12 protein-coding genes are annotated in these 10244 nt (G+C 71.7%); 6 read left to right on the top strand and 6 right to left on the bottom strand.

Annotation, left to right across the window (positions count from 1 at the left end; genetic code table 11):
- Positions 1 to 245 (bottom strand): hypothetical protein (locus tag ACIQRL_RS14905; protein ID WP_401331547.1); only part of this gene is annotated, 245 nt, incomplete at its 3' end.
- A gap of 6 nt (positions 246 to 251) precedes the next feature.
- On the opposite strand from ACIQRL_RS14905, the gene ACIQRL_RS14900 reads away from it, so the two are divergent.
- The 4 genes from ACIQRL_RS14900 to ACIQRL_RS14885 are packed head-to-tail and all read left to right on the top strand — an operon-like array spanning position 252 to position 2953.
- Entirely contained in the window at positions 252 to 665 is a 414-nt protein-coding gene (locus ACIQRL_RS14900; RefSeq protein WP_401331545.1) for a roadblock/LC7 domain-containing protein, read from the top strand.
- Complete coding sequence (locus tag ACIQRL_RS14895) at positions 662 to 1027, top strand: DUF742 domain-containing protein (RefSeq protein ID WP_401331543.1); 366 nt, start codon at positions 662 to 664, stop codon at positions 1025 to 1027. Before ACIQRL_RS14900 ends, ACIQRL_RS14895 begins: the two co-directional genes overlap by 4 nt.
- Positions 1005 to 1607 carry a GTP-binding protein gene (locus ACIQRL_RS14890; RefSeq protein WP_401331541.1) on the top strand — a complete coding sequence of 201 codons (603 nt, stop codon included), beginning with the start codon at positions 1005 to 1007 and terminating at the stop codon, positions 1605 to 1607. Before ACIQRL_RS14895 ends, ACIQRL_RS14890 begins: the two co-directional genes overlap by 23 nt.
- A 38-nt stretch (positions 1608 to 1645) precedes the next feature.
- Positions 1646 to 2953, top strand: a complete 1308-nt coding sequence (locus ACIQRL_RS14885) for a cytochrome P450 (protein WP_401331751.1) — start codon at positions 1646 to 1648, stop codon at positions 2951 to 2953.
- A 154-nt stretch (positions 2954 to 3107) separates the two neighbouring features.
- On the opposite strand, the gene ACIQRL_RS14880 is transcribed toward ACIQRL_RS14885, so the two are convergent.
- The 3 genes from ACIQRL_RS14880 to ACIQRL_RS14870 all read right to left on the bottom strand — a co-directional run bounded on the left by ACIQRL_RS14880 (position 3108) and on the right by ACIQRL_RS14870 (position 5632).
- Complete coding sequence (locus tag ACIQRL_RS14880) at positions 3108 to 4352, bottom strand: cytochrome P450 (RefSeq protein WP_401331539.1); 1245 nt, start codon at positions 4350 to 4352, stop codon at positions 3108 to 3110.
- 192 nt (positions 4353 to 4544) lie between these two features.
- Positions 4545 to 4958 carry a DUF6114 domain-containing protein gene (locus ACIQRL_RS14875; protein WP_401331537.1) on the bottom strand — a complete coding sequence of 138 codons (414 nt, stop codon included), beginning with the start codon at positions 4956 to 4958 and terminating at the stop codon, positions 4545 to 4547.
- On the bottom strand, positions 4958 to 5632 hold the full coding sequence (locus ACIQRL_RS14870; protein ID WP_401331535.1) for a DUF6230 family protein: 675 nt from the start codon (positions 5630 to 5632) through the stop codon (positions 4958 to 4960). The genes ACIQRL_RS14875 and ACIQRL_RS14870 overlap by 1 nt, the downstream gene beginning before the upstream one ends.
- A 721-nt stretch (positions 5633 to 6353) precedes the next feature.
- On the opposite strand from ACIQRL_RS14870, the gene ACIQRL_RS14865 reads away from it, so the two are divergent.
- Entirely contained in the window at positions 6354 to 7019 is a 666-nt protein-coding gene (locus ACIQRL_RS14865; RefSeq protein WP_401331533.1) for a Tat pathway signal sequence domain protein, read from the top strand.
- An 18-nt stretch (positions 7020 to 7037) separates the two neighbouring features.
- Here the strand turns inward: ACIQRL_RS14865 and ACIQRL_RS14860 are convergent, their stop codons facing one another.
- Positions 7038 to 8000, bottom strand: a complete 963-nt coding sequence (locus tag ACIQRL_RS14860; RefSeq protein WP_401331531.1) for a lytic polysaccharide monooxygenase — start codon at positions 7998 to 8000, stop codon at positions 7038 to 7040.
- 408 nt (positions 8001 to 8408) lie between these two features.
- Here ACIQRL_RS14860 and ACIQRL_RS14855 point away from each other — a divergent pair, with 408 nt between their 5' ends.
- Positions 8409 to 9605 carry a damage-control phosphatase ARMT1 family protein gene (locus ACIQRL_RS14855; RefSeq protein ID WP_401331529.1) on the top strand — a complete coding sequence of 399 codons (1197 nt, stop codon included), beginning with the start codon at positions 8409 to 8411 and terminating at the stop codon, positions 9603 to 9605.
- Position 9606: 1 nt separating this feature from the next.
- On the opposite strand, the gene ACIQRL_RS14850 is transcribed toward ACIQRL_RS14855, so the two are convergent.
- Positions 9607 to 10155 carry a GNAT family N-acetyltransferase gene (locus tag ACIQRL_RS14850; RefSeq protein ID WP_401331527.1) on the bottom strand — a complete coding sequence of 183 codons (549 nt, stop codon included), beginning with the start codon at positions 10153 to 10155 and terminating at the stop codon, positions 9607 to 9609.
- Positions 10156 to 10244: the final 89 nt, after the last annotated feature.

Here is a 10244-nt window from a genome sequence, read left to right as displayed (position 1 = left end):
CGGACGGACGCTCCGGTGTCGTCGACGGACGCCCGGGTGTCGTCGACGGATGCCCCGTTGCCGCCGAGGCACGCCCCGGTGCCGTCGGCGCAGGTCCCCGTGGTGCTGACGGACGCTCCGGTTCCGACGGCGGACGGCTCAGTGACGGCGGTGGATGCCCTCGCGGGGGCGGCGGACATCCCGGTGATGCCCACTTGCGTACCCGTGACGTCGTACGAAACGGCCCACTCGATCGAAGGGAGCACACAGGGATGACCGTGCCCATGACCAACGAGCTGGGGTGGATGCTCGACGAGGTGCTGAAGGTTCCGGAAGCGCGGCACGCGATCCTGCTGTCCGCCGACGGCATGCTCCGCGCCCATTCCGCCGACATCGGCCGGGACGACGCCGAGCGGCTGGCCGCGGGTCTGTCCGGCGTGCAGTCGATCAGCCGCAGCACCGCCGAGTTCTGCGGCAGCCCGGACACACCGTGGCGGCAGACCCTGATCGAGTTCGCGCACGGATACGTCTTCCTCGTCGCCGCGGGGGAGGGCACGCATCTCGCGGTGTCCACGACCGGGGACGTCGACATGGAGGCGGTCACCTACCGCATGCACAAGATGGTCGACCGGCTCGGCAAGGAGCTGACCAGCCCCGCCCGGCAGGACACCGGCAGTCCGGCATGACGCCGCCCGGCCGGCGTCCCGGGGAGCGGCTGGTGCGGTCGTACGTCGTCACGGACGGCCGCTCGCATCCGTCGCGCAACACCCTCGACCTCGTCACGCTGCTGATCGCCGCCGTCGGCCCGCCGCTCTTCGGACTCAGCCCCGAGAAGCGGCGGCTGATCGAGCTGTGCAGGCCCGGGGCGCTGTCGCTGGCCGAGGTAGCGGGCCATCTGGAACTCCCCGTCAGCGTCACCAAGGTGCTGGTCGCCGACCTGATGGACAGCGGTCACCTCGTGACACGCGCGCCGATACCCTCCGCCGGGCCGCCGTCCGACACCCGCATCCTTCAGGAGGTGCTCGATGGACTCCGCTCCCGCCTCTGACACCAGGTACCTGCCCGAGGGCGTGCGGACCGCCGTGAAGCTGCTGGTCGTGGGCCACTTCGCGGTCGGCAAGACCACCTTCGTCGGATCGCTGTCCGAGATACGGCCGCTGCGCACCGAAGAGGTCATGACCCGAGCAGGCGCGCTCGTCGACGACTTGGCGGGCACGGAGGACAAGACCACCACCACGGTCGCCCTCGACTTCGGCCGTGTCACCCTCAACGACACCGTGGTCCTCTACCTGTTCGGCGCCCCGGGACAGCGGCGGTTCTCCGGGCTCTGGCAGGACCTGACGCGCGGAGCGCTCGGCGCCCTCGTTCTCGCCGACACCGGGCGCCTGGACCAGTCCTTCGAAGTCATGGGGCTGCTGGAGGAGTTGGGGCTCCCGTACGCCGTCGCCCTCAACGACTTCGACGACGGGCCGGAGCACAGCCTCGCCGAGGTGCGGGAAGCCCTCGACCTGCTGCCCTCCACCCCGCTGTTGCGCTGCGACGCCCGCGACCGGACCTCCGCCACCGAGACGCTGATCGCCCTCGTCGCCCATCTGCTGGCCCGCACCGGTGAACTGGAGCACGCGTGAACGCCGTACCGCCCCCGGGCTGCCCGGCCCACCAGCCCCTGTACGGACCGGAGTTCGCGGCCGATCCCGCCGCGGTCTACGGGCGGCTGCGGCAGGCCGGACCTACCGCGCCCGTGGAACTCGCGCCCGGCGTCCGGGCCGTCCTGGTCACCGGGTACGACGCCGCCCTGCACGTCCTGCGCGGCCCGGAGACCTTCTCCAAGGACCCGCGGCGCTGGAAGGCCCTCGCCGAGGGCACCGTCCCGAAGGACAGCCCGGTCGTCCCGATGATGATGTACCGGCCCAGCGCCCTGTTCACCGACGGAGCGGAGCACAGCCGGCTGCGCGGCGCCATCACCGACACGCTCGCCCGCGTCGAGTCCAGCACCCTGCGCGGGTATGCCGAGCGCAGTGCCGACACGCTCATCGACCGGTTCGCGCCGATCGGCACCGCGGATCTGCTCGGCGAATACGCCCAGGTCCTGCCGCTGCTCGTCTTCAACCATCTCTTCGGCTGCCCCGCCGGCCACGGCGTCCGGCTGGTCGAGGGCATGTCCGGAATGTTCGACGGGGTGGAGGCCGAGAAGGCGAACGAGCTGCTCACCACCACCCTGCTGGACCTCGTCGAGCTGAAGCGGCTGCGGCCCGCGCCGGACATGACGTCCTGGCTGATGGAGCACCCGGCCGCGCTGACCGACGAGGAGATGATCCACACCCTCGCCGTGCTGATGGGCGCCGGCACCGAACCGCAGCAGAACCTGATCGCGAACAGTCTGCGGCTGCTGCTGTCCGACGACCGCTTCGCGGGCGACCTGTCCGGCGGCACCCTGCCGGTCGAGGACGCCCTCGACGAGGTGCTGTGGACCGACCCGCCGATCGCCAACTACGCCGTGCACTACCCGCGGCACGACGCCGTGTACGAGGGCACGCTGCTGCGCGCGGGTGTGCCGCTCGTGGTGAGCCTCGCCGCCGCGAACACCGACCCGGCCCTCACGAGTGGTCAACGGACAGGAAACCGGGCCCACTTGGCGTGGAGCGCGGGCCCGCACACCTGTCCCGCGCAGGGTCCGGCCCGGCTCATCGCGGCCGTCGCGGTCGAGAAGCTCCTCGACCGGATCCCGGACGTCGAACTGACGCTTCCCGTGGAGGAGTTGCGGTGGCGTCCCGGCCCGTTCCACCGCGCGCTCACCGCGCTGCCGGTGTGTTTCCCGCCCGCTCCGGCCGCCCCGGCCCCCGGACGGTCCGAGGGCGGCCGGCGGACGTCGACGGCGGACTTCCCGGCGTCCCCCGCGGAGCCCTGGACCCCCGCGCCCGATCGCCCGAGGAGCGCCTGGGCGCGGTCGGCGGCCTGGTGGCGCGGGGAGTGACCTGGTCCCGGGCGCCGGCGGATCGGGGCGCGAGGAGATCCACCCGCGGGGAGATCCACGGCGGGGAGATCCACCGCGGGGAGATCCGGGCGCCACGACCTCCCGGCGCCGGAGGATCCGGGCCCAGGACCGCGGGACCTCGGAACCGCCGGTCCTAGGAGATACGCACCGGAAGGGCGCGGTGGCCGTTGGAGATGAAGGAGTCGACCGGACGCAACTCCTCCTCCGGGACCGCGAGTCGCAGGCCCGGGAAGCGCTCGAACAGGGCCGGGAGGGCGATCCGGGCCTCCAGGCGGCCCAGCGGAGCCCCCAGGCAGCGGTGCACACCGTGGCCGAAGGCGAGGTGTTCCTTGTCGGCGCGGGTGACGTCGAACTGATCGGCGTCCTTCCCGTGGCGCCCGGGATCACGGCCGGCGGCGGCGTACGCCGCGAGGATCGCCTCACCCTTGGTGATCACGGTTCCGTCGGGGCCGCCGAGTTCGGCGAGGACGATGTCCTCCACGGCGTACCGCAGCGGCAGGCTCGCGACCGGCGCGTCCGCGCGCAGGGTCTCCTCGACCACGTCGTCCCAGTCGGCGCGGCCCTCCCGGACGTGCGCGAGCTGTTCGGGACGGGTGAGCAGGGCGTGCACGGCGTTGTCGATGAGGTTGACCGTCGTCTCGTGACCGGCGCTGACCATGAGCACCAGGGTGTCCAGCAGCTCCTGTTCGCTGAGCGCGGTGTCGTCCTGGTCGTCGCGGGCCGCGATGAGCCCGGAGGTCAGATCGTCACCGGGTGACTCCCGCTTGGCGGCGACGAGTTCGGTCAGAACGACGTACAACTGCTGGTACGCGGCCGTCATCTCGCCCGGCCCGGCGGAGGTGTCGAAGATACGGTCGACCAGCTTCCGCAGCTCGGGGCCCCGCTCCTCGGGCAGTCCGAACAGCTCGCTGATCACCTGGATCGGCAGCGGATAGCAGAATTCCTCACGCAGGTCGACGACCTGGAAGCCGCGCCCGGCCTCCTCCACGCGGTCCAGCAGTTGCCGGGTGATCTCCTCCACGCGCGGCTGGAGCGCGGCCGTGCGGCGGGCGGTGAACGCTTTGGAGACCAGGGTGCGCAGCCGCCTGTGGTCACCGCCGTACGCGGTGAACATGTTCTGCACGGCCACCCAGGTGAACAGCGGCCACTCAGGTGTGATCGCGCCGCTCGCGAACAGGGGCCAGTGCTGCCGGGCGTCCTTGGACACCCGGGGATCGGTGAGCAGCCGCTTCAGCAGCTCGGGACCGCTCACCGCCCAGGCCTGGACGCCCCCGGGAAGCTCCACCCGGGCCAGCGGTCCGCTCTCGCGGATCCGCGCGGCCTCTTCGTGGATGTCGCGTCCGGTCACGTCGATCACTAAAGGGCGTGGATTTCCCATCAGGAGCCTCCCGGCAGTCGAACCCCGATTCGGTGTACGCCGCGTCACGCTACGCGACGGAGCGCGATCATCGAGATACGCCGGAGCCGGCTGCGTACGGTGCCAACTTCCCTGCGCGTACAGGAAAGTCGGTCCTCCGCGCGCGTACGGACCAAGCCGGTGGGAGTCCGGATCCGTGCGGCGCCGCCCGCCTCAGGCGTGCTTCCGGCGCAGCAGCCGCCCGCGCGGCTTCTGGTCGGGAAGCCAGCCGAAGGTGAGGCAGCTGCCGACGGCTCCGAGGAGCAGACCGACGAAGAAGCCGCCGAGGTTGGACGTGAGCCAGGTGCCCAGGGACAGCAGGATGCCCAGCAATGAGTAGAACAGACGCTGGGCCGGGCTGAAGAGGATCAGCAGGCCGCACAGGACCATCACGGCGGGGAGCAGATAGCCCGCCAGGCCCTGCATCCCGATGTGCAGGACGACCTTCAGCGACGCCTTCTCGGTGAGGAGGATCTCCGCACCCCCCAGGGTGAGCAGCAGCCCGCCCCAGAAGGGGCGCCGCGCACGCCACTGCCGGAACGCGGCCCTCAGGTCCCCGGAGTCGTCCGTCCGCGCGTCGCCGCTCATCAGCAAGCCTGGTCGCTGAAACGGAGCTTGAGGCCGGGGAGCTTGAACACCGCCGCCGTCGTCGCGTAGTTGGTCTGCCGCAGGTTCGCGATGCGCACGGTGTCGGCCTGCTGGCTGAACACGCCCTTGGGTCCCTGGACCCCGGCCTTGTCGAGGGTGCTGGCGTCGTTGCCGATCTCGATGTTGTCGAAGGAGGCGTTGCCGGACAGTTCCGTGGAGTCGGTGGTCAGGTTGGTCGCCTGCACCTTGTCCGACCCGCTGCCCGCCGTGATGAGCAGGTTCGTGCCGCCCAGGTCGACGCTCTGGCACAGGTGGTCCAGGGTCGCGTTCTTGATCGCCGAGGTGACGATGAGGACCTGGCCGCCGGTGTCGCCGGCGTTCGGGCTGTCCTCCGCCATGTTGTCGAGGCCGCCGAACTGCTCGAAGCCGGTGCCGTTGAGCTCGGTCGCGGTGACCGTGAACGGCATGCCGGAGATGGCGAACTGGACGCCGAGGGCGCCCTGGGCCGTGAGGATCATCAGCCCCGCGGTGACCGCGGTGGCCGGCACCGCCATCACGGCGGCCCGGCGCAGCCGAACCCGCCCGCGTCTGGCCTGACCGTCGGCGGCTGAACCGCTTTCCGGGGTCTCGGGCGTGGAACCGTTGGACGCCGAGGCGTCCGGGGACGAGGCCATGTCTGCTCCCTGTGCACGTTCGATGCGGGTGTCGATGCGGGTGGGGCTCAGTGGCGTGTTGTCCTGGCGCGGACAGCGGCTGCGGCGCACGCCTCCTCGCGCCTCCCGGCGGTTGCAAGGGCTTTCTCGTTACGCAGCAGTAGCCGTCGAGGAAGTTACCGGGGGTTACATATACGGGTCAAGGCGCGTGTGCCAAAAGCGTGGCAGTTGTGCTTTGGCTGTGAACGCGCGTCGACGACGAAGCTGTGCTGACCTTCAACTTCCTTGCTGCGCCTTGACGTTGACCATCCATCAGGTCTACAACTCTCTCTGTTTCCCCGGATCCGTGGCGCCGGATCCGTCGGTCGGCGCGCCCGTCACCTCCCGGACCCCGCTCTGCGCGGGGCGGTCATGGCGTGTTCCGGAGCGGCCCTGGCGCGTACGCCGAAACGGCGCGCCCCACGGCCGTTCCCCGTTCCCGTGGCACCGGCGCGGTCGCCTTCCCCCCGAGGGCCGTACCGGTCGCCCGGCTGTCGTCGTCGGCCCGTGGCGTACGGAGAAGGCGCCACGGACCGGCGGCGGTCTCTCCTCGCACCGGTCCCGCTCACGCGCAGCGGCGTCTCGACCCGTCGTCGCGCGTGTCCTGTTCCACCCCGCACACCCGCGCCACCTTCTCGACCCGCACCCCCGCGCCCCGGCGCGGTCAGGCACCCACACCCCCATCGGAGAAGAGGCACCCCCCATGCGTACTCGATCCCTGCTCGCCCTCGTCGGCGTCGTCGCGGCCCTGACGGCGACCGCGGCCGTCCCCGCCTCCGCGGACGACGTCCCGGTGCTCACCACGGGCAGCACCGCCGGAACCCCCGTCGCCGTCGGCGACGTCCTCGTTGCCTCGCTGGCGAGCGGCACCAACGCCACGCTCTACTCCAGCGCCACCGGCACGAGCGGCGTCTCGTGTTCCGCGTCGACCTTCACCGCGGCCGCCGTCGACAACCCGGCGGCCCCCGGCACGGCCACCGAGTCGGTCACCGGGCAGACCTTCGACAGCAGCTCGTGCAGCAGTAACGTCGTCGGCGTCCTCGGTGTCACCAGCATCACGGTCGACAACCTGCCCTACAGCACCGCGGTGAGCTCCGACGGAAGCGTCACGGTCACCCCGGCCGCCGGATCCAGCATCCAGACCACGGTCAAGCTGCGTTCCCTGCTGGGCACACTGACGTGTGTCTACCGGGCGGCGAGCCTGACCGGCACGGCGAGCAACGCCGACACCGGCATCACCTTCACCAACCAGCAGTTCACCAAGTTCTCCGGCTCGTCCCTGTGCTTCAGCAGCGGCTACTTCACCGCGAAGTACGCCCCCGTGAACGACACCAGCCAGACGGACAGCCCGGTGGTCTACGTCAACTGACGCCCACCGGGCCCGGATTCAGCCCCGGCGTCGCAGCACGAAGGCGACGCCGGCGGTGAGCAGAAGCGCCACCGCCGCTCCCCCGGCGACCAGGGGGAGGGCGGGGCCGCCGCCCGAGGTGCTGTCGGCGGCGGGCGTGAGATGACCGGTGTCCGTCTCCCCGGTGGATGAACTGCCCGCCGGGGAAGGCGAGTCGGCCGCCGGGGAGGCCGGCCCGGGGCTGGGCGGCAAGGTCTCCAGCTTGGTCGACGGGGAGGGGCTGCCCGCAGTCTTCTTGGCGCCGGAGGTGCTCCCGGCGCTCCCCGAAGTCCCGGTGCTCCCGGTCGACTTCGACGCCCCGCCCGCAGCGGAGAACACCACGTCCGAGCACGAGTAGTAGGTGTCCGTCGTGCTGGAGTTCTGCCAGATCGTGAACAGCATCTGGCGGCCTGTGCGGTCGGACGGCAGCGTGGCCTTGATGCGGTAGGCGCCGTCGACCATCGCCGGGTCGGTGGCCGTGGCGAACGGCTTCTCCGGCAGGTCGGACCACTTCAGGGCGCGCGACGCGCTGTAGCCCTGCTTGGTCAGATAGAGCTTGAAGGTCCCCGTGTGCGGGATCGTCGAACTGTACTTGAGGGTGAGGGCCGCGCCGGGCGTCAGTCGCGTCGACGGGAAGTCGGCGCGGGCCAGGTCGAGGCCCTTGTAGGCGGGCAGGCCCCCGCTGCACAGTTTCCCGTCCGGGATCACCGAGCGGTCGCGGCCGTTGACGTCGGCCACCCGCAGGTTGTCCCACGCGGTGAACGGCGCGCCGTTCGCGGCGATCGCCGCCCGGCAGGCAGCCGTCCGGATCAGGCTGCCGCCCTCGGGCGAGCACGCGACCACCCGGCTGACCGGAGACGTCGGCGCGCCGTGCGCCGATGCGGTCCCCGCCGCCCACGTCGTGAGCAGCAGCGGAGCCGCCAGGGCGACAGCGGCCGCGGTGGCGGTGCGGTAGGCGGTCATCCGGAAGGTCTCCTCGACGCGTGGGGGAAACGGCGTGCCGCCGTGCGCGGCCGGGACGCACTCCTCGCACGGGGCACTGTGAGATACGGGGCCGGAGGGCCGTGTGTTCAGATCCGCAATCCGCGCGAAACCGGACCACCGCGCCGAAACGCGGCCGGGCGAGGGCCGAACGGCGGCCGGATCGAGGGTTTTCCCGCTATCCCTCGTGCGCGCGGCCTGCCTATGGTTCAGCGCGACCGCCGACGGCTGCGCGCCCCGTGTCCAGGACCGGGCCGCGCGGGACACCGCGGCGGTCGACAGCTCGAAGCCGACCGACCTAGGCGGACCGCTGGGCTCTACGGGGGGAGGGGCCGCCCGGCGCGCAGCGCGTCGGACGGCCCCTTCTGTTCAGCCGGTACGGTGAGCCGCATGCCCGATCCTGCCGCAGCCGCCCGTTCCGCCGCCGATCCCGACGACGCTCCGGTGGTCGTGAGCTCGGTGCGGGGTTCGTTCCCCTGGACCGTGCTGGCCGAACGGCATCCCGCGCTCATCGGGAAGGTGCGGGACGCCTTCCCGTACGGTCCCGAACAGCGCCACGCGCTCGACGCCCTGCTCCTGAACTGCGCCGAGGGGGTCGTCGAACCGCTCGCCGCGCCGGCCGCGGACCGCGGGCAGTGGGATGCCTGGGGCGGCCGGGAGTACTACGGCCGGTCCTGGTTCGACCTGCCCTTCCTCTGGTCCGAGAGCTATTTCTACCGCCGACTCCTCGAAGCGGTGGGTTACTTCGGGCCCGGCCCGTGGCAAGGCATCGACCCCTTCCGTCCCTTCAAGCTCGCCGAACTGGACACACCGGAGGCGGACGAGGAACTCGCCGCGCTGGACGACCTCGCGCGGCAGCCGGTCGAGGAACAGGAGGAGGCGCTCCTGCACGGCTCGCTGTGGGGCAACCGCGCGGACCTCGGGTTCAGGCTGGCCCGCGCCGAGGGCGGGACGGCGGCCCAGTCCCAGCTCGTGGCGAACGACGGAGACGTCCTGCGATCGCTCTTCGCCGGCGGCACCCTCTGTCTCGTCGCGGACAACGCGGGCCGGGAACTCATCCCCGACCTGCTCCTCACCGACCACCTGCTCCGGCACGGCCGGGTCGGGCGGACCGTGCTGCACGTGAAGCCGTACCCGTACTACGTCTCCGACGCCACGGCGGCGGACGTGCTCGACGCCCTGCGCCGTCTGACCGCCGCGAAGGGAGCGGCCGGCGAGGCCGGGAACCGCCTCTGGGCGGCTCTGTCCGACGGCCGCCTCACCGTACGGACCCACCCCTTCGCCTGCGCCCCGCTGCCGTACGCCGACCTGCCCGACGACCTCCGCCGGGAGTACGCCGCGGCCGACGTGACCCTTCTGAAGGGCGACCTGAACTACCGCCGCCTCATCGGCGACCGGCTCCACCCCGCCACCACCCCCTTCGCGGTCGCCACCGCCTACTTCCCCGGTTCGGTGGCGGCGCTGCGCACCCTCAAGTCGGATGTCGTCGTCGGACTCACCTCCACCGTCGAGGCGGCCCTCGACGCCGCCGAGGGCCACCGCTGGCGCACCGGTGGCACCCACGCACTGATCCAGGCGAGGCGCTAGCTCAACCGGACGGCGTGGCCGAGGACCACACGCCGAACCACTGCTCGGCGCCGTACTCCTCGAACCGCTCCGCCTCGGTGAACCCCAGCTTGGCCGCGAGGCGCATCGAGCGGTCGTTGGCGGTCTGAGTGCAGAGCACCACCCGCTCGCCGGGGAGGGCGTCGGCGAACCAGTCGAGTGCCGCTGCGCACGCCTCGGCGGCGTACCCGCATCCCCACGCTTCCGGCAGGAACATGTAGCCGAGTTCGGCCTCTCCCGCATCCGGACGGACGTGACCTGGACGCTCTGCGTCGCGCCGATCGAGCGTGATCATGCCGATCATCGCTCCGTCGAGATCGATCACGAACAAGCCAGGGCGCCGCCCAGGCACCTCAGGTGCCGTGCGCTCGAGCTCATCACGCGGTCGCGGGCCACCGATGTAGGTGCCCACCTCCGGCGAGGCGAACAGCTCGATGAACGCCACACGGTCGCGGGCCTCGGACTCGCGGAGCACAAGCCGTCCGGTCCGTATCGGGGCAGGTGGCCAGGCGACGGGTCCTAGCTCAGTCATGGCGGGCAACCTATCGCACGCCCGTGAGAGTGATCCGAAAGAGAAGGGCTGGTGGCCGGACGTGGGCTGGGCCCGATCTCATGAAGGTG

Source organism: Streptomyces sp. NPDC091209 (assembly GCF_044757755.1).
In the GTDB taxonomy this organism is placed as follows: domain Bacteria; phylum Actinomycetota; class Actinomycetes; order Streptomycetales; family Streptomycetaceae; genus Streptomyces.
This window is presented reverse-complemented; position numbering and strand designations above follow the sequence as displayed.

Coding starts and splice junctions, on each gene's coding strand:
- ACIQRL_RS14850 (WP_401331527.1), bottom strand. CDS start 10,155: ATGACTGAGCTAGGACCCGTCGCCTGGCCACCTGCCCCGATACGGACC.
- ACIQRL_RS14895 (WP_401331543.1), top strand. CDS start 662: ATGACGCCGCCCGGCCGGCGTCCCGGGGAGCGGCTGGTGCGGTCGTAC.
- ACIQRL_RS14865 (WP_401331533.1), top strand. CDS start 6,354: ATGCGTACTCGATCCCTGCTCGCCCTCGTCGGCGTCGTCGCGGCCCTG.
- ACIQRL_RS14860 (WP_401331531.1), bottom strand. CDS start 8,000: ATGACCGCCTACCGCACCGCCACCGCGGCCGCTGTCGCCCTGGCGGCT.
- ACIQRL_RS14875 (WP_401331537.1), bottom strand. CDS start 4,958: ATGAGCGGCGACGCGCGGACGGACGACTCCGGGGACCTGAGGGCCGCG.
- ACIQRL_RS14870 (WP_401331535.1), bottom strand. CDS start 5,632: ATGGCCTCGTCCCCGGACGCCTCGGCGTCCAACGGTTCCACGCCCGAG.
- ACIQRL_RS14880 (WP_401331539.1), bottom strand. CDS start 4,352: ATGGGAAATCCACGCCCTTTAGTGATCGACGTGACCGGACGCGACATC.
- ACIQRL_RS14890 (WP_401331541.1), top strand. CDS start 1,005: ATGGACTCCGCTCCCGCCTCTGACACCAGGTACCTGCCCGAGGGCGTG.
- ACIQRL_RS14855 (WP_401331529.1), top strand. CDS start 8,409: ATGCCCGATCCTGCCGCAGCCGCCCGTTCCGCCGCCGATCCCGACGAC.
- ACIQRL_RS14900 (WP_401331545.1), top strand. CDS start 252: ATGACCGTGCCCATGACCAACGAGCTGGGGTGGATGCTCGACGAGGTG.